Source organism: Micromonospora rifamycinica (assembly GCF_900090265.1).
In the GTDB taxonomy this organism is placed as follows: domain Bacteria; phylum Actinomycetota; class Actinomycetes; order Mycobacteriales; family Micromonosporaceae; genus Micromonospora; species Micromonospora rifamycinica.
This window is the reverse complement of sequence record NZ_LT607752.1, coordinates 1,841,264-1,860,591: the sequence shown is the minus strand read 5'-3', so window position 1 is coordinate 1,860,591 and position 19,328 is coordinate 1,841,264. Positions and strand designations below refer to the sequence as shown.

At 70.9% G+C, this 19,328-nt stretch carries 13 protein-coding genes and 2 pseudogenes; 7 read left to right on the top strand and 8 right to left on the bottom strand.

What is annotated here, in order from left to right; genetic code table 11:
• Positions 1–8 precede the first annotated feature (8 nt).
• Positions 9–1,223 carry a chitosanase gene (locus GA0070623_RS07610; protein ID WP_331715201.1) on the top strand — a complete coding sequence of 405 codons (1,215 nt, stop codon included), beginning with the start codon at positions 9–11 and terminating at the stop codon, positions 1,221–1,223.
• Between the two features lie 54 nt (positions 1,224–1,277).
• On the opposite strand, the gene GA0070623_RS07605 is transcribed toward GA0070623_RS07610, so the two are convergent.
• A complete protein-coding gene (locus GA0070623_RS07605) occupies positions 1,278–3,623 on the bottom strand; it encodes an AbfB domain-containing protein (RefSeq protein WP_067304249.1) in 2,346 nt (781 codons plus the stop codon).
• 661 nt (positions 3,624–4,284) lie between these two features.
• Between GA0070623_RS07605 and GA0070623_RS30910 the strand changes: the two are divergent.
• From GA0070623_RS30910 to GA0070623_RS07595, 3 genes and pseudogenes are all read left to right on the top strand, one after another.
• Positions 4,285–5,811 (top strand): annotated as a pseudogene (locus GA0070623_RS30910) (glycosyl hydrolase family 28 protein); the annotation flags it as partial.
• Between the two features lie 87 nt (positions 5,812–5,898).
• Positions 5,899–6,333, top strand: a pseudogene (locus tag GA0070623_RS30565) (cellulose binding domain-containing protein); the annotation flags it as partial.
• Positions 6,334–6,881: 548 nt separating this feature from the next.
• On the top strand, positions 6,882–8,288 hold the full coding sequence (locus GA0070623_RS07595) for an NAD(P)/FAD-dependent oxidoreductase (RefSeq protein ID WP_157746959.1): 1,407 nt from the start codon (positions 6,882–6,884) through the stop codon (positions 8,286–8,288).
• Between the two features lie 63 nt (positions 8,289–8,351).
• Here GA0070623_RS07595 and GA0070623_RS07590 read toward each other — a convergent pair whose 3' ends face one another.
• Positions 8,352–9,617: a S8 family peptidase gene (locus GA0070623_RS07590; RefSeq protein WP_067304304.1), complete on the bottom strand. Its 1,266-nt coding sequence runs from the start codon at positions 9,615–9,617 to the stop codon at positions 8,352–8,354.
• A 331-nt stretch (positions 9,618–9,948) separates the two neighbouring features.
• Between GA0070623_RS07590 and GA0070623_RS07585 the strand changes: the two genes are divergently transcribed.
• From GA0070623_RS07585 to GA0070623_RS07575, 3 genes are all read left to right on the top strand, one after another.
• The gene (locus tag GA0070623_RS07585) at positions 9,949–10,419 is read left to right on the top strand and encodes a MarR family winged helix-turn-helix transcriptional regulator (protein ID WP_067304240.1); all 471 of its coding nucleotides are present in this window, start codon (positions 9,949–9,951) and stop codon (positions 10,417–10,419) included.
• 300 nt (positions 10,420–10,719) lie between these two features.
• Positions 10,720–11,421 carry an alpha/beta fold hydrolase gene (locus tag GA0070623_RS07580; RefSeq protein ID WP_067304238.1) on the top strand — a complete coding sequence of 234 codons (702 nt, stop codon included), beginning with the start codon at positions 10,720–10,722 and terminating at the stop codon, positions 11,419–11,421.
• A 199-nt stretch (positions 11,422–11,620) separates the two neighbouring features.
• On the top strand, positions 11,621–12,397 hold the full coding sequence (locus GA0070623_RS07575; RefSeq protein WP_067304235.1) for a maleylpyruvate isomerase family mycothiol-dependent enzyme: 777 nt from the start codon (positions 11,621–11,623) through the stop codon (positions 12,395–12,397).
• A 30-nt stretch (positions 12,398–12,427) separates the two neighbouring features.
• On the opposite strand, the gene GA0070623_RS07570 is transcribed toward GA0070623_RS07575, so the two are convergent.
• The 6 genes from GA0070623_RS07570 to GA0070623_RS07545 form a co-directional block, all read right to left on the bottom strand.
• Complete coding sequence (locus tag GA0070623_RS07570; protein WP_067304232.1) at positions 12,428–13,636, bottom strand: iron-containing alcohol dehydrogenase; 1,209 nt, start codon at positions 13,634–13,636, stop codon at positions 12,428–12,430.
• 132 nt (positions 13,637–13,768) lie between these two features.
• A complete protein-coding gene (locus GA0070623_RS07565) occupies positions 13,769–15,229 on the bottom strand; it encodes an NAD-dependent succinate-semialdehyde dehydrogenase (RefSeq protein WP_067304229.1) in 1,461 nt (486 codons plus the stop codon).
• A gap of 124 nt (positions 15,230–15,353) precedes the next feature.
• A complete protein-coding gene (locus GA0070623_RS07560; protein ID WP_067304226.1) occupies positions 15,354–16,430 on the bottom strand; it encodes an ABC transporter ATP-binding protein in 1,077 nt (358 codons plus the stop codon).
• Positions 16,430–17,497: an ABC transporter ATP-binding protein gene (locus GA0070623_RS07555; protein ID WP_067304223.1), complete on the bottom strand. Its 1,068-nt coding sequence runs from the start codon at positions 17,495–17,497 to the stop codon at positions 16,430–16,432. Before GA0070623_RS07555 ends, GA0070623_RS07560 begins: the two co-directional genes overlap by 1 nt.
• Positions 17,497–18,411: a carbohydrate ABC transporter permease gene (locus tag GA0070623_RS07550; protein WP_067304220.1), complete on the bottom strand. Its 915-nt coding sequence runs from the start codon at positions 18,409–18,411 to the stop codon at positions 17,497–17,499. The genes GA0070623_RS07555 and GA0070623_RS07550 overlap by 1 nt, the downstream gene beginning before the upstream one ends.
• Positions 18,411–19,319 (bottom strand): carbohydrate ABC transporter permease, encoded by a 909-nt coding sequence (locus tag GA0070623_RS07545; protein WP_231932708.1) that lies wholly within the window; start codon positions 19,317–19,319, stop codon positions 18,411–18,413. The genes GA0070623_RS07550 and GA0070623_RS07545 overlap by 1 nt, the downstream gene beginning before the upstream one ends.
• Positions 19,320–19,328 lie beyond the last annotated feature (9 nt).

Sequence of the window (19,328 nt, the reverse complement as noted above, 5' to 3'; positions counted from 1 at the left end):
GCGCCCTGGTGCGCAGAAGAACAGTCGCCTACGCCGTGGGCACCCTGCTGACCGGCGTCGCCGCGGTCGGTTACGGCCTGCCGTCGGCCAGCGCCGCGACCGCCGGCCCGATCACCGGCCTGGCCGGGAAGTGCGTCGACGTGGCCGGCGCCAACCCGGCCAACGGCACCGCCGTGCAGCTCTACGACTGCAACGGCACGGCGGCCCAGACGTGGACGGTGGGCAACAGCGACGGCTCGATCCGCGCGCTCGGCAAGTGCCTCGACGTCACCGCCGCGTCGACCGCCGACGGCACCAGGATCCAGCTGTACGACTGCAACGGCACCGGCGCCCAGAAGTGGACCGCCGCCAGCGGTGGCGCCCTGGTCAACACCGCCTCGGGCAAGTGCCTCGACGTGACCGACCGGAGCACCGCCAACGGTGCCCGGCTCCAGATCTGGACCTGCGGCGGCACCACCAACCAGCAGTGGACCCTGCCCGGCGGCGGCACCCCCACCCCCACCCCGACCGCCACCACCCCGGCCAGCGTCAACCTGGACGATCCGGCGAAGAAGGACGTCGCCATGCAGCTCGTCTCGGCGGCCGAGAACTCCTCGCTCGACTGGCGTGCCCAGTTCTCCTACATCGAGGACATCGGCGACGGCCGCGGCTACACCGCCGGCATCATCGGTTTCTGCTCCGGCACCGGCGACATGCTCGAACTGGTCCAGGCGTACACGAACACCAAGCCGGGCAACGTGCTGGCCGGCTACCTGCCGGCGCTGCGCGCCGTGAACGGCACCGCCTCGCACGCGGGCCTGGACCCGAACTACCCCCGCGACTGGCGCACCGCCGCCACCGACCCGGTGTTCCGGGCCGCCCAGGAGGCCGAACGGGACCGGGTCTACTTCAACCCGTCCGTGCGCGACGGGAAGAACGACGGGGTCCGGGCACTCGGCCAGTTCGCCTACTACGACGCGGCGGTCATGCACGGGTACGAGGGCATGCGCCAGATCCGCAGCCGCGCCCTCACCCGGGCGAAGCCCCCGGCGCAGGGCGGCAACGAGCGGACCTGGCTCAACGCCTTCCTCGACGAGCGGGTCATCGAGATGCGCAAGGAGGAGGCGCACTCCGACACCTCCCGTGTCGACACGGCGCAGCGGGTGTTCCTCGACAACGGCAACGTCGACCTGAACACGCCGCTGGTGTTCGCCGTCTACGGCGACCAGTTCCGCATCGGCTGAGCCGCCGGGGCGGTCCGGGACGCCGAGCGGTACCGGCGTCCCGGACCGCCCCGGTCACGGTGCCCAGGGTGTGGTGACGTTCCAGGTGCTGTCCGCGGCCCACAGCGCGGGGGAGTTCCACGCCGCGCCGCCCGTGCCGTTGCTCAACCAGACCTCCGCGTCGTAGTGCCGCAGGTACCTGCCACGGAAGTTGTACGACTCCAGCGAGACCCCGCTTCCGCTGACCCCGACCCGGGCGCACCAGGTGGCGTCCGCCCGGAGCAGCGCCGAACCGTCGTTCGGCGAGTTGCGCACCCGCGACTCCTGGTGCCGGAGGAACTGCCCCGGGAAGTTGACCGACTCGAACGAGTAGCACGAAGCGTCGGCCAGCCCCGCCCGGACCGTGTACGTCGCGTCGTCCTTGAGCACCGCCGAGCTGTTCGCGTCCACGATCTCCGTGTAGGCGAGGCTGTCCCGGTGGCGCAGGAACCGGTTGGTGTATCCGGGGGTCGTCACCTGGAACGAGCGCCGGGTGTTCAGGGGCAGCGCCACCGGCGCGGAGCTGCCGACCGACCTCGACGCGGCGATGAGCGACAGGTTCGCGGCCCGCACGCGGGCCTGGTCCATCTTGACCACCTGCCGGTCGTAGGTGAGGAACCCGTTCAGCTCACCCTCCTGGTCGGTGATCTCGGTGTAGACCGAGGCGCTCAGCCCCTTGCCGAGCATCAGGTTCTGGGTGCCCTGCACCAGCCCGACGTAGCGGTCGGTCAGCGCGGTGGAGTTCGGCTGCCACTCGTAGGCGAAGAAGCTGCCGTTCGGGCTCCACTCGTGGCCGGGCGCCCGCAGGCCGAGGCCGCCGAACTCGCCGAGCACGGCGATCCGGCTGCTCGACGTTAGCGGCGAGTCCGGCCCCAGGTAGACGTGCCAGTCGTCGATGTCGCCGGTACCGGGATCCCCCAACGACTGGCAGCAGTTGTGGCCGCTGTGCGCGTTGACCAGCCGGGTCGGGTCCTGGGCCTTGACGGCCTGGGCGACCCGGCGGGTGTCGGCCAGCGCCCGCTCCCCCCACCCCTCGTTGTAGACGGTGTAGGTGACGACCGACGGCGAGCTGCGGTGCTCGTTCACGATCTCGCGGGCCTCGGTCTCGAGCTGCGCCTGCTGCGCGTCGGTCGCGTTGATGTCCTGCGCGGTCAGGGACGGAACGTCCTGCCACACCAGCAGACCGAGCCGGTCGGCGTGGTAGAACCAGCGCTGCGGTTCCACCTTGATGTGCTTGCGCACCATGTTGAAGCCGAGGTCCTTGTGCTTCTGCAGGTCGAAGGCGAGCGCGGCGTCGGTGGGCGCGGTGTAGAGCCCGTCCGGCCAGAACCCCTGGTCCAGGGTGCCGGTCTGGAAGACGAACTGGCCGTTGAGCTTGGGCCGCAGGACACCGTTGACCACACCGGTGCTGATCTCCCGCATGCCGAAGTAGTGGGTGGTCCGGTCGACCTGGCTGCCGGCGGCATTACGCAGGGTGATGCGCAGGTGGTAGAGGAACGGGTCGTCGGGCGACCAGCGGCGGGCGGCCGGCACGGGCACCGCGAACTCGGTGAAGCCGCCGGTGGCCGAGCCGACCACGGTGGTGCCGTCGAGCGCCTCGGCCAGCACGCTGTGGCCGCTGACGTCCCCCCGGGTGGAGACCCGGACCCGGAGGGTGTCGTCGGCCAGCCGGGGAGTGAGGTCGACGCCGCTGATCGAGGCCGTCGGCACCGGTTCCAGCCACACCGTCTGCCAGATGCCCGAACTCGGGGTGTAGAAGATCCCGCCGGGCTGCTTGGTCTGCTTGCCGATCGGCGGCAGACTGCCGTTCTGCCGGCTGTCCGTCGGATCCCACACCTTCACCACGATCTCGTTCGCACCGCCGCGCAACGGCGCGGTGACGTCGAAGGTGAAGGCGTCGTAGCCGCCGGTGTGGCCGCCGACCGCCACGCCGTTGACCCAGACGGTGGTCTGCCAGTCGACCGCGCCGAAGTGGAGCAGCACCCGGCGTCCGCTCCAACTCGCGGGCACCGTCACGAGCCGGCGGTAGAACAGGTAGTTGCGGTTGTCCCCGGCGGCGCGCTGCACCCCGGACAGGGCGCTCTCCACCGGGAACGGCACGTTGACCCGTTCGGGCAGGTCGGTGGCGAACTGCGGGGCGTCGTCGGTGGGGGACTGGCGCAGTTGCCATTCACCGTTGAGGTTGAGCCAGTCAGCCCGGGTCATCTGCGGTCGCGGGTACTCGGGCAGCGGCGTGCCGGCGAGCGCCTGGGCGGTCCAGGGGGTGGTCAGCGGCGGGTTCTTGGCCGGTACGGCGTGTGCCGGTGCGGCGAGCAGGCCGGCGACCAGGGCGACGACGACCAGGAGGGGTGCGGCGAGGCGGACGGGAGCGGGACGTGTCATGCCGTCTCCAGGGGACGGGCCGTCAGGGCCGGGCTGCGCCGCTGGCGGCTGGCAGTGGGTGTCGGGCGGCCGATCGGGTCACGTCCGGTCCCCGGCCGGGCGGAGACGTCGATGGGAACTCCGGGAGCGGCCGGTGGGGTTCCCTGCGGTCCGTACCGACGTTATCGGACCCGGTGGGCCGACGCACGGATTCCCGGCCGTCGATGCGCGGTGGGGCGGTGCGCCCTCCGTGGTGGGTGCCGGGTCGTGGCTCGGTGCCGGACCCGGACTGCTCGAAATTTTCAGGATCTAGAGCGATAGTTTCTGCTCCCCTGGGCGGATGTGATTGACGATCGTCCATGTCAGCGCGTAGCGTCACAGTGAAAGTTTTCTCTTGATGGAGGCCCAGCCTGGCCGGATGGTCCCCACGGCGAAGAAACACGGTGATGAACAGGGCGAAACAGAAAGGACCGCCCCGGACCACCGTCGTCACCGGGTGTCGTCGCGATGCCGGTCGCCCGGCTGACCGCCGCGGTCAGGCCCACCCCACCACCCGATCCACCCGACCGGCGGCAGTGCGGGCTCCACGGCACCCGGTCGGACAGTGGACCGGCACCGCCCGGTGAGCGGTCGCCCCGCGCCCGGGTGGGGCCTCCTCCGTCCCCTTCCGAGAAAGGTGCCCATGAAGAACAGACGTCTCGCGATCTGGGTCACGGTCGCGCTCCTCGCCCTCGGCGGTGTCGGGACGGGCGCCGTGCTGGCGCCGGTCTACGGTGCGCCCACGGCGGCCGGGGCCGACGCGCCCGGTCTGGCCGCCGGCGGCTGCGTCGCGGATCCCGCCCTGCGCGGCGCGACGAAGAGCCCGCTCTACACCGTCACGGCGGACGGCGCACCGCTGTTCGTCGAGAAGATGACCAAGTACGCCCCCGAGATGCAGGTGCACTACGCCCACTGCTCCATGGCGGGAGCGGGAACGGCGAACTTCTCCGTCACCGTGGCCGAGGGCTTCAGCTCGTACACCGTCAGCCCCAAGAGCCGGAAGCTCGCCGTCGCCCGCAGCGGCAACACCATCAGCTTCACCAGCGGTCCGAACTACCTGATCGTCCAGTTCGACGCCAAGGAACTGCTGTTCGTCCTGATCGACGCGCCCGAGGCGGACGCGCCGCAGGTGGGCGACGCCGACGTCAAGAGCCTGGCCGACTACGGCGTCGACAACACCGGGGCGACACTGGTCACCTCCAAGATCCAGAGCGCCATCAACGCCGCCTCCGGGGCGACCCGGAACATCCTGTACGTGCCACCGGGCCGCTACCAGGTCGGTGAGCTGTGGATGAAGAGCAACATGACCCTCTACCTGGCCGCCGGCGCGGTCCTCTACGGCTCGAACCAGAAGGCGGACTTCAACACCGGCAGCGGTGGGGTGAACATCGAGGGCATGCAGCACGCCTCGCTGCGGATGTACCAGGTGCGCAACGCCAAGCTGCTGGGCGGCGGGGTCATCGACGGGAACGGGAAGTACCTGCGGGCACAGGGCATCAACCTGGCCGTGCTGAAGATCGAGGAAAGCTCCGACATCCTGGTCGACGGCGTCACCGTCCGTGACTCCAGCTACTGGAACACCCTGGTCTACCGCAGTGACCGGGTCACCATCAGGAACTACAAGCTGATCAACTGCCGGCCGAACTCGGGGTACAACAACACCGACGGCGTGGACTTCGACGAGTCGACCAACAGCCTGCTGTCGAACGCGTTCCTCTACACCGGCGACGACAACATGGCGACCAAGAACGAGTTCGCCAGCGGCATCGTCAACACCAGGAACGTCGTCCACGAGCACGTCGTCTGCTACAGCAACTCCGCCTGCGCGAAGATCGGCACCAAGACCGAGGGAACGTCGATGGACGGTGTCGTCTTCCGCGACATCGACGTGGTGAAGGCGGGACGCTCGATGGTGATCGACGCGGTGGACACCGCCGTCGTGTCGAACACCCGATGGGAGGACATCAGAGTTGAACAGACCGACAGCCTGATCGACCTCCAGGAGGACCGCCCACCGTCCTGGCGCACGGTGAAGAACACCTCGACGATCCGCAACGCCTACTTCACCAACGTCTCCTCGGACGTGAAGAAGGTCGTCAACCTGCACGGGCGATCGTCCAGCGTCAACATCAGCGGCGTGCACTTCAGTAACTTCACCGTCCAGGGCCGGCCGGTCACCAGCCAGACCGACGCGGACGCGAGCTGGAACATCAACGCCTACGTCTCGAACATCACCTTCTCGACCACGCCGCCGCCGACCACGCCGCCTCCGACGACGCCGCCGCCGACGACCCCACCGCCGACCACGCCGCCTCCGACGACGCCGCCTCCGACGACCCCACCGCCGACCACCACGCCGCCGCCGGGTCCGTCCGGTGCCTGCGAGGTGGGGTACACGATGAACTCCTGGAACGACGGTTTCACCGCCAGCATCCGTATCACCAACCGGGGCACCTCGGCGATCGACGGGTGGACCCTGGCGTTCACCCTGCCCGGCGGGCAGGCCCTCACCAACGGCTGGAACGCCACGTACACCGGCTCCAGCGGGCAGATCTCCGCCCGTAACGTCTCCTACAACGGGACTCTGGCACCGGGCGGGTCCACCGACATCGGCTTCCAGGCCACCCACAGTGGCAACACCGGCAGGCCCGACTCGTTCACCCTCAACGGCGTCGGCTGCACCCTCTCCTGACCCGGGCGTCGAACCGGCCGGTGTGACCGTCCCCGATCGCGGGGACGGTCACACCGGCCGTCCTGCTGGGCGGCGCTGTCGTCTCCCGAAGCGGCATCTGGCCGGGAGGTCGGGCAGGAGCGCCGTCCGGCTACCGGCGCGACGTGCCGGTGCTTTACGGCGGCGCTGCACCCGGTGCGCGGCTCCTTCCGGGCATTGAGCTGGCGGAATCCCTGCGGTTCCCGGCCGGGGCGTGCGGCGACGCGGTTTCCGAAGCCATATTCATGTACGATCGTCTATCGATGCCGTACGAGGATAGGGATCTTCCGGTGCTGCTTCGTTCGCAATCGAGTTCGTCTCATCCGGCGCACAAGTATCGACGTGGGATTACCACCGGGGCCGACGGTCCGCGCCACCCCTGATTCCGGCTGCGCCCGGATCGGTATTCCGTCGATGCCCGGATGGGCCGGCTTTCCCGGCTGGCCGGGCCGCAGTTCGACTTCGGAAAAGACGTCGTCGTCATCTTGTCGGCGACCCGCATACGGCCAGAACGGCAGGGTGGTAGTGGCATGAAGGTTCTCGTCATCGGTGGTGGCCCGGCTGGGAGCACCGCGGCAACGGCAATGGCCCAGGCCGGACTCGACGTGCGGCTCATCGAGAGCGCCCACTTTCCGCGGTACCACGTGGGGGAGTCGCTCACGCCGTCGTGCCGGGTCGTGCTCGACGCGATCGGCCTGTCGAAGATCGTCGACGACTACGGCTTCGTCAAGAAGAACGGAGGCGTCATCCACTGGGACGACGACCAGTGGGCGTTCGACTGGTACCAGCAGGCCGGCGTGCAGTCATGGCAGGTGGACCGGAGCGAGTTCGACGCGCTGCTGCTGGAGCACGCCCGTCAGAACGGGGTCGCCGTCACCACCGGCGTCACCGGTCGGTCCGTCCGGTTCGCCGACGGTCGGCCGGTGGCCGTGGAGTGCTCGCCGGAGCACGGCGAGCCGTTCACCGTGGACGACTTCGACTTCCTGGTCGACGCCACCGGACGTAACGGGCTGCTCAGCGCCCGGCACTTCGGCAACCGTCAACCGCTGAGCAACCTGCGGAACGTCGGCATCTGGGGCTACTGGACGGGGGCCCGGCTGCTGCCGGAGACGCCGACCGGAGGCATCAACATCATCTCCTCGCCGGAGGGTTGGTACTGGGTCATCCCGATGGCCGGTGGGCGGATGAGCATCGGTTACGTCACCACCAAGGACGCCTTCGCGCGCGATCGTCACGAGCACCCGTCGTCGGACGACCTGTACCGGCACCTGATCGCCGTCTCGCCCACCATCGCGGGCCTGACCGAGGGGGCGGAGTTCCTCGGCACCACCAGGGTCGAGACCGACTACTCCTACATCGCGGACCAGTTCTGCGGGCCAGGTTACGCGATCGTGGGTGACGCGGCGTGCTTCCTGGACCCGCTGCTCTCCACCGGCGTGCACCTCGCGCTCTACAGCGCCCTGACCGCCGCCGCCTGCGTCGCCTCGATGAACCGTGGCGAGGTCAGCGAAACGGAGGCGCTGAAGTTCTTCGAATTCGCCTACCGCCGCGCGTACATGCGGCTCTTCGCCCTGGTGACCATCATGTACGAGCGTTATCTGGGCAAGGACGGGTTCTTCCTCACCTCCGACCGGCTGATCGGCGAGGAGCAGCAGGTGCGGGCGGACGAGGATGTCTCCTCGCGCTCCTTCGCGGAGATCATCGGTGGGCTGTCCGACCTGCGGGAGGCGGCCGACTCGTCCACCCGGGTCATCACCGATCAGCTGCGGTCGGAGGCGTTGCGGGCGCAGCTGCGGGTGGTGGAGGCACCGGGCTCCGAGGGGCCGGACTTCACCCCGGTCCGCGGCAACCCGCTCTCCGACGCGGAGTCGGCCGACTACCGCCTCGTCACCGGCCCGCGACTGGGCCTCGAACGGATCCGTGCGGTACGCCCCTGAGCCCGGCCGGGGTCGCCGCCCGCCGCTGCGGCGGCCCGGCCGGGTCGGGCCGCCGCAGGCCGGTCAGAGCGTCGGCGATCCGTAGAGCAGGCGGTTCGGCGAGCCGGCGCCGGGATTGGTCACCACGCCCGCAGTCGCGCTGTCGACCAGGAAGGCGTGCACCTGGGCCGGCGTCCAGGTGGGATTCTTGCCCCGCACCCGGGCGGCCATCCCGGCCACGTGCGCGGAGGCCTGGAGGGTGAGATTCAGGGACGTGGCGGCGGTGTCGGAGGTCGAGGAGGCCGACACGATGTCCACACCGGGGGCGAAGAGGTCGACGCAGGGGCCGAAGTTGGAGTAGGCCGGCCGGGCGTCGTTCGACTGGACCGACGCGACGGTGAGGACGGCGGGCACCGAGCCGGGCGAGTCGAGGCAGGCGTCGTGGGTGGCGTCGCCGGCGGGTGTGGTGATCACGATGCCGTCGCCGACGGCGTTGGCGACCGCCGCGTTCAGTGCGGTGCTGAATCCGCCGGCCAGGACGAAGTCCCCGACGGCGGGTGGGCTCCACGGCGTGTGGTCGGCGACCACCCAGTCGACGGCGCCGATCAGCGCGCTGAGAGTGCCGTTGCAGCTGGGCAGGCCGACCGAGACCAGCGTGACGTCCTTGGCCACCCCGTACGTCGTGCCGCCGATGATGCCGGCCACGTGCGTGCCGAGCGACGTGAAGCAGCTGGCGGCGTAGCCGTGGTAGGCCTGACCGCCGAATTCCTGGTGGGTGGTGCGGATCCCGGGGCCGATGACGTAGACGCGGACTCCGGTGCCCTTGCTCACGAAGTTGTAGGTGGTGTCGAGACCGACGGGCGCGTCGATCCGGTCCAGGTTCCAGGGCGCGTCCGGCTGGGCGATGGTCGTCCGGGCCGATACCTCGGGGACGTCGACAGTCTGGTTCTGCTCCACGTAGGCCACCGCCGGGTCGGCGGCGAGTCGCCGGGCGACCGACGCCGAGGTGCGTACCGAGAAGCCGTTGACGGCGTCGTCCCACACCTGGTCCGGCACGGTGCCGAACCGACCGGCCAGCATCCGGGCCGTGCCGGTCACCGCGGACTGCCGGCCAGCTGCGGGGCCACCGATCGCACCGTCTTTCAGGACCACGATGTACTCACCCGGCACCGCGGTCGCCCTGCCGGCCCCGAGGACGGTGCCTACGGCACCCGGCATCGTTGTCGAGCCGGTGGCCGAGGCCGCCGGTTGGGCGGCCGTGACGGCGGCCAGCAGGGCGGCGACGAGGGCGACAACGGTACGGCCACATTGACGCAAACCAATTACCACGACTCTTTCCGACAATTCCATCGACAGCTCCTTCTGTGTCATGGCGACGGGGTTCCGAAAACATCGCACCCGGCCCGGCTGCTGTTCGGGACTCTACCGCCAATGGCGCAACTAACGATGCTCATCGATTGAATGGGGCGTTCTTTCCAGCGGTTTTGGCAATGGCTGAAAGAATTCGATCCCGATGTATCAGAGGGGCCGTGCCGCGACTCGTCCACGATCGGCGCCCGGTGGCCCGGGGGTCCGTCCTCCGGCGGTGCCGGCCGGGCTGCCGTCGTCCGCTGGGTGAATGAGAGCGGCGAATCCGACGGCGGGCATGGGTGATGAGTCACCTCAGGGTAGCGTCCTGCGCATGGCTGAGCCGGAGTATCTGAACGACCGTGAGCGGCGCGCCTGGCACGGCTTCCTGACCATGCAGGAAGACCTCCGTCGGCACATGAACCGGCAGCTGCTCGGTGCGAGCGGCCTCTCGCTGGCCGACTTCTCCGTCCTCAGCGCGCTGTCCCAGTCCCCGGACGGCTCGCTGCGGGTCTTCGAGCTGCGCGAGCTGCTGCGGTGGGAGAAGACCCGCCTCACCCATCAGGTGTCGCGCATGGTCACCCGGGGCCTGGTCGAGCGGCGCAGCTCCCGTGAAGACGCGCGCGGCAACGTCGTGGCGCTCACCGGGCAGGGGCGTTCGGCGATCGAGCTGGCGACCCCCCTGCACGTCAACCACGTGCGGCGGGTCTTCTTCGACGTGATCAGCCCCCGGCAGGTCGACGCGCTGGCGGCCGTCTCGGAGGCCGTCCTCCAGGCGCTGCAGGACGAGCCGATCGAGGACTGACCGGCGCTGGCGGGCGCGGTGCGGCGGCCGTCGCCGGGGCGCGTGAAGGGTGATGTGTCATCCAACACAAGGTGGTGACGTGTCACCCTCACGGTATCTAGCCTGGGCAGGCGCCTCACCTGGCACCGTCGGCGGCGATCGAGGCGAACCTGGCCTGGCGCGGCACCAGGCCGAGCGGGTGGTGGCGGTCGCCCGGGCACTCAAGCTCGGGTACGCGGCCGCCTGACCTCACGTGACGGGCCGCCGGCCCGTCGGGAAACCCGCCCGGGAACGCCCGCGCGGCTACGGAAGGAAGAAACCATGGGTACCACCGAGATCCGTAACGTCGTGCTCGTGCACGGCGCGTTCGCCGACGGTTCGGGCTGGCGCGGCGTGTACGACAACCTGACAGCCAGGGGATACCGGGTCGCCGTCGTGCAGAACCCGCTCACCTCGCTCGACGACGACGTCGCGGCGACCGTGCGGATCCTCGACCGGCAGGACGGCCCGACGATTCTCGTCGGCCACTCCTGGGGCGGCACGGTCATCACCGAGGCGGGAGTCCACCCCAACGTCGCCGGACTGGTCTACGTGTCGGCGCTGATTCCCGACGCCGGCGAGAACTCCGCCCAGCAGTACGAGGGGTTCGGCCCGACGCCCGACTTCGTCATCGACGTCGTGGAGGGTTACGGCTACCTGAACCCCGACACGTTCCAGGCCGGGTTCGCGGCCGACACGAGCGACGCCGACGCCGCGTTCCTCCGCGACTCCCAGGTGCCCGTCAACATGGCGGTGTTCTCGACGCCGGTGAAGAACGCCGCCTGGCGCGACAAGCCGAGCTGGGCCGTCATCGCGACCGAGGACAGGGCGTTCGACCAGGCGATGCTGCAACACATGGCCAAGCGCGCCAACGCGACGGTCACCAACGTCCCGGCCAGCCACGCTCTGTTCGCCACCCAGCCCGCCGTCGTCTCCGAGGTGATCGTCGCCGCCGCACAGGGCGCCGCCGCCGGCACGCGCTGACCCCGACCACGGTCGACCAGGGCCGGCCCACCGCGCCGGGTGAGCCGGCCCTGATCTCCAGGAGCCCGGACGTCCACGTCGTTCCGGGTGGCGACAACCACCCGGCCCGCCCTCCGCGACGGATCCGCCACCCGGCCCGCCCGTCGGCGACGGGGTTAATCCGCTGGCGTCCGGCGCGCGGCGGTAGTACAAACCTGCCGTGGAAGAGACTTTGGGGTTCGCCGATCTGTTGCGGCTGATGGACGAACGGTCGGGCGCCTTCCGGGCAGCGGTCGCCGCGGCCCCCAGCCTCGACGTGCCGGTGCCGACCTGCCCCGAGTGGACGCTGTTCGACCTGGTGCGGCATCTGGGCGAGGGCCGTCACCGGTGGGCGGTCACCGTGGCCGCAGGACCCGCCGAGGCGCCCCCGCAGGTGTCCGCTCCGGCGGCGCCCCGGGAGCGTGACGCCCTGCTCGCCTGGTTCACCGCGTCGACGCGGGAGCTGCTGGACGCGTTGCTGGAGGCCGGCCCGGACCGCGGCTGCTGGACGTGGTGGGGCCCGTCGCAGTCGCCGCAGACGACCGGCGCGGTCGCCCGGCACCAGCTCCAGCAGGTCGCCGTGCACACCTACGACGCCCAGGTCACCGCGGGTGAACCGCAGCCGCTGCCGGTCGCGGTGGCCCTCGACGGTGTCGACGAGTTCCTGACCACCTGCGTCGCGACGACGTTCCCGTGGCCGCACGAGCCCGCGGTCATCGACTACCACGCCGTCGAGGGCCGATCCTGGCGGATCTGGTTCTCCGCCGACGGTGCCCGGACCGCCCGCCTCCCCGACCCGGTCGCCGCCGAGGTCCCGGCGGTGACCTGGGCCTCCGCCCGCGGGACGGCCCACGAGCTGGTCATGTTCTGCTACGGCCGCATCACGATGGACTCGCTGCGGATCGAGGGCGACCGGCGCGTCTTCGAGCAGCTCATCGCCTGGGAGCCGGGGGAGTAGGAAGCGCCCCGGGCCACCGGGCGTGGGGTGTCAGGTCCGCTCCCCGGTCCAGGCCGCTTCGAGGATCGCGGTCAGGCTGGCGGTGTCGGTCGGGCCGGGATGGTTCTGGATCAGGCGGGTGACGCCACCGGCCATCTCCGCGAAACGCGGGAGGTCGGCGCGGGCCACGCCGATGTCCGCCAGGGTGGCCGGGATGCCGATGTCGGCGAGCAGCCCGTCGAGCCAGGTGAGGAACGTGTCCGTGGCCTCGGCGTCGGAGGCGTCGGCCACGTCGAGCCCGCACACCCGGGCGAGGTCGGCCAGCCGGTCACCGACGGCGTCCCTCGCCGCGTCCAGCGCGTAGGGCAGTAGCAGCCCGACGCCCAGGCCGTGCGGCGTGTGGGTGGCCGCACCGATCGGGTACTGGAGCGCGTGCGGGGCCGCGTTGCCCGCGTGGGAGAAGGCGAGCCCGGCGAGCATCGACCCGTAGGACATGTCCGCGCGGGCCTCGGTGTCGCCGCCGTCCCTGACCGCCCGACGCAGGCTGCGGGCGATCCGCTCCGCGGCCAGCAGCGCGTAGTGGTCGGTGACCGGGTTGCGGCCGAGGAAGACCTGCTCCACCGGGTCGCGTGGTCCGTGCGGCCGGGGTCGCGCGGTGTAGCTCTCCACCGCGTGACAGAACGCGTCGATGCCGGAGTGGGCGGTGACGGTCGCCGGGCAGGTGTAGGTGAGTTCGGGGTCGACGATGGCGAAGTCGGGCACGATGTGGACGCTCGACACCCCCACCTTCAGCGCGCGGTCCGGGTCGGTCAGCACCGAGACGGGGGTGAGTTCGGAGCCGGTGCCCGAGGTCGTCGGGACGGCGACGAGAGGAACCGTCGGCCCCGGCACCCGCGACTCACCGTAGAAGTCGCGTGGCGTCCCACCGTGCCGCCGGATGACCCCGACGATCTTGGCGAGGTCGATCACCGTGCCGCCCCCGATGGCGAGGATCACGTTCGCGTCCACCTCGGCGGCGGCCGACACGGCCAGGTCGACGTCGGTGAGCGGCACGTCCGGCGTCGCGTCGGAGAACACCGCGACGACCTCGACCCGCTCCCGCACGGCGGCCACGATCCCGGCGACCCCCGGCTGCCCCAGCAGCACCCGGTCGGTCACGACCAGGACGCGCGAGCCGCTCTCGGCCACCACCCGGGGGATGTTCTGCGCGACCCCTTCACCCACGATGAGCTGGCGTGGGCCGCGGACGGTCTCAAGCATGGCGGTGCCTCTCCGGAACGTCGGCGGCGATCTGCTGGGCGGGCGTGCCGGCCACACACGCGACCGGGACGGCATCGGCGAGGTCGGCCGCCGGGGTGGCGCGGGCGCCGGGCAGGCGGAGCAGGGGGCCGGTCACGGTAGGTCGACCGCCGCGTAGGTGAGGTCGAGGTACTCGAGGATGCCCTCGTGCGAGCCCTCCTTGCCGATCCCGGACTGCTTCACGCCGCCGAACGGGGCCGACGGGTCCGAGATCAGCCCACGGTTGACACCGAGCATCCCGGTGTCCAGCCCCTCGGCGAACCGGAGCGCCCGCCGCAGGTCACGGGTGAAGACGTAAGCGGCCAGACCGTGCTCGGTGTCGTTGGCCTTCGCCAGCACCTCGTCGTCGGAGGTGAACGCGATGACCGGCGCCACCGGGCCGAAGATCTCGGTCGCCAGCATCCGCGCGTCGTCGGGCACGTCGACGAGGACGGTGGGCGGATAGAAGTGCCCGGGCCCGTCCGGACGCTTGCCGCCCACCAGGACCCGGGCGCCCCGGTCGACCGCGTCGGCGACGAGTCCGTCGATCGTGGCGACCGAGGCGTCGTCGATCAACGCCCCGACGTCCACCCCGTCGTCGAGGCCGTGGCCCACCGACAGCGCGCCCATCCGCTCGGCGAAGCGCGCCGTGAACTCCTCGCGTACCGGCTCCTCGACGTAGATCCGGTTGGCGGCGATGCAGGACTCCCCGATGTTGCGCATCTTGGCCACCATGGCGCCGTCGAGCGCGACGTCCAGGTCGGCGTCGGCGCACACGATCAGGGCCGCGTTGCCGCCCAGCTCCATCGAGGTACGCAGCACGTTGTCCGCCGCCTGGCGGAGCAGTACCCGCCCGACCTCGGTCGACCCGGTGAACGACAGCTTGCGGGTCCGCCGGTCGGCCAGCAGCGCGGAGACCACGTCGCCGGAACGCCGGGTGGTCACCACGTTGACGACGCCCGCAGGGACGCCGACCTCCTCCATGATCCGGGCCAGCAGCAGCATGGTGAGCGGTGTCTGGCCCGCCGGCTTGGTGATCGTCGTGCACCCGGCGGCCAGCGCGGGGGCGATCTTGCGGGCGCCCATGGCCAGCGGGAAGTTCCAGGGCGTCACGAAGACGCACGGCCCGACCGGCTTCGGCACGGTGAGGATGCGGTATCCGCCGGTGGGAGCGGTGCTGTAGCGCCCCTCGACGCGGACCGCCTCCTCGGCGAACCACCGGAAGAACTCGGCGCCGTAGCCCACCTCCGCCCGCGCCTCGGCGAGCGGCTTGCCCATCTCGAGCGTGATCAGCCGGGCGATCTCCTCGGACCGCGCGGTCAGCGCCCGGTACGTCGCGGTCAGCAACTCCGACCGCTTGCGCGGCGGGGTCGCCGCCCACTGCGCCATCGCCCCGCTCGCCGCGTCCAGCGCGGCGAGACCGTCGGCGACCTCGGCGTCCGCCACCTCGGCGATGGTCCTGCCGGTGGCCGGGTCCTCGACGGCGAAGGTGGCGCCGTTCGCCGCGTCGCGCCAGTCGCCGCCGATGCGCAGCCGCCGGTGTTCGGGAGCCAGGACGTCCATCGGATCACTCATCGCGTCGCCTCCTGTTGATCCTCGTGGTGATGGCCGGGGGCGGACCCGGGCGGTCGCGCCCCCGTACGGTCGGACCGCCCGCGCCCGTCCCCCGGGGGCGTGTTCGCCACCCGGGTCGGTGCGGCTACCGCCCGGCCTCGGACAGCGACAGCCCGGTGCCCGCGTCGAACAGGTGTGCCCGGTCCAGGTCGACCGTGACGAGCAGCCGCTCGCCCGGCGTACCGGTGATGGTGGGTCGTGCCTTGATCTTGAGGATCTCCGTTCCCACCCGGACGTCGACCACCGTGCGGTCCCCCAGCGGTTCGAGGCCGTAGAGCTCCCCCGGCAGCGACGCGGACCCCCGCGTCTCGACGGACAGGTCCTCCGCCCGCAGGCCCAGCAGCAGGGCCTGCCCGTCCCGCGCCGTGGTGGCGCGGGGCCGCGGCAGCGTCCAGCCCGCCGCACCGACCAGCCGGTCCCCCTCGGCGTGGCAGGCGAGCAGGCTGATCGGTGGGCTCCCGACGAACCCCGCGACCCACTGGTTGGCGGGACGTTCGTACACCTCGGTCGGCGTGCCGACCTGTTGCACCCGCCCCTCCTTGAGCACCGCCACCCGGTCGGCCATCGACAGCGCCTCGACCTGGTCGTTGGTCACGTAGACGAAGGTCGCGCCGAGGCTACGGTGGATCCGGGTCAGCTCGGTACGCATCTCGACCCGGAGCTTGAGGTCGAGGTTCGTCAGCGGCTCGTCCATCAGGAACGCGCGCGGGCTGCGGACCAGCGCCCGCGCCAGGGCGACCCGCTGCATCTCACCGCCCGACAACTGCGCCGGACGCCGCTGCAGCAGCCGTTCGATGTGCAGCAGGCTCGACATCCGCTGCACCGCGGCGGCGATCTCGCCCGGGGAGCGGCGGCGCGCCCGCAGCGGCGAGGCGATGTTCTCGTACGCGGTGTGGCGCGGATAGAGGGCGTAGTTCTGGAAGACCATGGCCAGGTCGCGGTCGGCCGGGGCGTCGCCGGTCGCGTCCCTGCCGTCCAGGTGCACCGATCCGGCGTCGGGCCGGTCCAGGCCGGCGATCGCCCGCAGGGTCGTCGTCTTGCCCGCGCCGGAGGGGCCGAGCACGACGAAGAACGAGCCGTCCGGCACGTCCAGTGTCACCCCGTCCAGGGCCTGGACCCGGCCGAAGGACTTGCGCAGCCCGCGCACCGCCACGGTTCCCATCAGGCCACCAGCCTTTCCGTGTGCACGTCGTAGACCGCCGGGATGCCGCCGGTGTGCCGCAGCCCGACCGGCGCGTCGGCGGCGAAGCGCACGGTCGGTGCCATCCGGACCCGTACCTCGCGCCGGCCACCGTGGTCCACCACGTAGATGATCTCGTCGCCCAGCCACTCCACCGACACCACCCGGCCCGGGACCGACCCGTGCGCCCCCGGTGCCGTGATCTCCAGGGCCTCGGGGCGGACGCCGGCGACCAGCGGACGGTCGCGGGGCAGGTCCGGCGGCGGGGTGAGGACCAGTCCGCCCTGACCGCGCAGCTTCCCGTCGGCCACCTCCACCTCGATCAGGTTCATCGGCGGGGAGCCGATGAACGCCGCGCAGAAGAGGCTCGCCGGCCGGTCGTAGACCTCCAGCGGCGTGCCGATCTGCTCGACCCGACCCTTGTTGAGGATCGCGATCCGGTGACCGAGCGACATCGCCTCCACCTGGTCGTGGGTGACGTAGACCATGGTCGCGCCCAGCTCCCCCTGCAGGTGCTTGATCTCGGTACGCATGTCCGCTCTCAGCTCCGCGTCCAGATTGGTGAGCGGCTCGTCCATGAGGAAGGCGCGCGGTCGTCGCACCAGGGCGCGGGCGAGCGCCACCCGCTGCTGCTCGCCGCCGGAGAGCTGGCGTGGCCGCCGGTCGAGCAGCGGACCGAGCCGCATCAGCCGGGCCGCCTCGGCGACCCGCCGCTGCACCTCCGGCTTGGGCAGCCCCCCGGCCCGCAGCGGGAACGCCAGGTTGTCCCGGGTCCGCAGGTGCGGGTAGAGGGCGTAGAACTGGAACACCATCGCGATGTCACGCTCGGCCGGCGGCAGGTCGTTGACCAGCGTGTCACCGATGTGGATGTCGCCCGTGGTCTGCCGCTCCAGACCGGCCACCGCCCGCAGCGTGGTCGTCTTGCCGCACCCCGAGGGGCCGAGCATCACGAACAGCTCGCCGTCGGCGATGGACAGGTCCACGTGCTCGACCGCCACCGTCCCGTCCGGGTACCGCTTGTGCAGGGCGGTCACCTCGATGCCTGCCATCAGCGTCGCACCGCCCCGAGCGTCACACCGGCGACGAGGTGCCGGCGCACCAGGTAGGCGAAGACGAGCACCGGCAGGGCGAAGACCACCGAGGCGGCGGCCACCAGACCCCAGTCCACGGTGGTGCCGCCGATCAGGCCGGCGATGGCGGGCGGCGCGGTCCGCACGTCGTCGCTGGAGGTGAGGAAGATGGCGAACACGAACTCGTTCCAGGAGAAGATGAGCGCGAAGACCGCCGTCGCGGCGATGCCGGGGACGAGCAGCGGCAGGGTGAACTTCCAGAACGCCTGGAGGCGGGTGTAGCCGTCGAGCATGGCGGCGTCCTCGTACTCGGCGGGCACCTCGTCGACGAACCCCTTCATCATCCAGATGGTGAACGGGACGTTGAACGCGGCGTAGATGAGGATCAGGCCGAGCTTGGTGTCGATCAGCCCGATCTGCCGGTACATCAGGAAGATCGGCACCACGACCACGACGGGCGGCATGAACCGGGTGGACAGGATGAAGAACAGCTGGTCCTTCTTGGCCCGCAGGGCGAACCGCGAGTAGGCCCAGGCCGCCGGCACCCCCAGCACGGTGGCCAGCACGGTGGAGACCCCGGCGACCACGACGGAGTTGAGGAACGCCACGGACAGGGCCGAGCGACCGCCGTCGGGGGCGACGAAGACGTCCCGGAAGTGGTCCAGGGTGACCTGGAAGTCGACGAACTTCGCCGGGACGGCGTAGACGTCGCGGTTGTCCTTGATGGACGTCTCGATCATCCACAGCACCGGGAAGAGCATCACCACGGCCAGCGCGGTCAGCAGCGCGACCTCCAGCACGGCGCGGCCCCGGCCGCGACGGCGGCGGCGGGCGGGGGGCGGGTGGTCCCGGGCCGCACCGGTGGACCCGGCCTTGTCGACGGAGACGGCCATCAGTCCTCCTTGAGCTTGTTCAGGTAGCGCAGGTAGAGCTGCGTGAGGACGATGACGACGAGGACCATGAGGATCCCGTACGCCGACGCGGTGCCGGTGTTGAAGCCGAGGAACGCGACCTTGTAGACGTGGAACGACAACGTCTCGGTGGAGACGCCCGGACCCCCGCTGGTGAGGATGTAGACCAGGTCGAACAGCCGGAACGCCTCGATGGCCCGGAACAGCACGGCGATGAGCAGCAGCGGCCACACCAGCGGAAGGGTGATGGTGCGGAACCGGAACCACTCGGACGCCCGGTCGATCGAGGCGGCCTCGTACAGGTACTTCGGCACCGCGGTCAGACCCGCCAGGGCGATCAGCATGATGAACGGGGTCCACTGCCAGGTGTCGACCACGATCAGGGACAGCAGCGCCGTCCGCTGCTTGGTCAGCCACTCCACCTGCCCGAGGCCGAGCGAGCCGAGCATGCTGTTGACCACCCCGAACTGCGCGTCGAGCATGAACCGCCAGAACAGCCCGACCACTACCGGCGACAGCATCATCGGCACCAGGAACAGGGTGGTCAGCACTCCCCGCCCGTGGGTGCGCCGGGAGATCAGATAGGCGATGGAAAAGCCGAGCACGGTCTGCAGGGAGACCGCGCCGACCACGTAGATCAGGGTGGTCAGCGCCCTCAGGTGGACCTGCGCCGACGTCAGGATGGCGGTGTAGTTGCCGAACCCGACGAAGTGGGCGGGGCCGCCACGGGTGGCCGAGTAGTCGGTGAAGGACAGGTACAACGCCCACAGCAGCGGGAACACCGACATGCCGAGCAACAGCAGCAGCGCGGGGGAGACGAAGGCGACGGCGAGCCCGCGGTCGCCCAGCCGGCGGGTCCGGCCCGGCGCAGGCGGCGTCGCGGACGCCACCTGCCCGGG

Bases quoted from the DNA above. Each gene is read 5' to 3' on its own strand.
- GA0070623_RS07605 (WP_067304249.1), bottom strand. From the start codon at position 3,623: ATGACACGTCCCGCTCCCGTCCGCCTCGCCGCACCCCTCCTGGTCGTC.
- GA0070623_RS07595 (WP_157746959.1), top strand. From the start codon at position 6,882: ATGAAGGTTCTCGTCATCGGTGGTGGCCCGGCTGGGAGCACCGCGGCA.
- GA0070623_RS07590 (WP_067304304.1), bottom strand. From the start codon at position 9,617: ATGGAATTGTCGGAAAGAGTCGTGGTAATTGGTTTGCGTCAATGTGGC.
- GA0070623_RS07585 (WP_067304240.1), top strand. From the start codon at position 9,949: ATGGCTGAGCCGGAGTATCTGAACGACCGTGAGCGGCGCGCCTGGCAC.
- GA0070623_RS07580 (WP_067304238.1), top strand. From the start codon at position 10,720: ATGGGTACCACCGAGATCCGTAACGTCGTGCTCGTGCACGGCGCGTTC.
- GA0070623_RS07570 (WP_067304232.1), bottom strand. From the start codon at position 13,636: ATGCTTGAGACCGTCCGCGGCCCACGCCAGCTCATCGTGGGTGAAGGG.
- GA0070623_RS07565 (WP_067304229.1), bottom strand. From the start codon at position 15,229: ATGAGTGATCCGATGGACGTCCTGGCTCCCGAACACCGGCGGCTGCGC.
- GA0070623_RS07560 (WP_067304226.1), bottom strand. From the start codon at position 16,430: ATGGGAACCGTGGCGGTGCGCGGGCTGCGCAAGTCCTTCGGCCGGGTC.
- GA0070623_RS07555 (WP_067304223.1), bottom strand. From the start codon at position 17,497: ATGGCAGGCATCGAGGTGACCGCCCTGCACAAGCGGTACCCGGACGGG.
- GA0070623_RS07550 (WP_067304220.1), bottom strand. From the start codon at position 18,411: ATGGCCGTCTCCGTCGACAAGGCCGGGTCCACCGGTGCGGCCCGGGAC.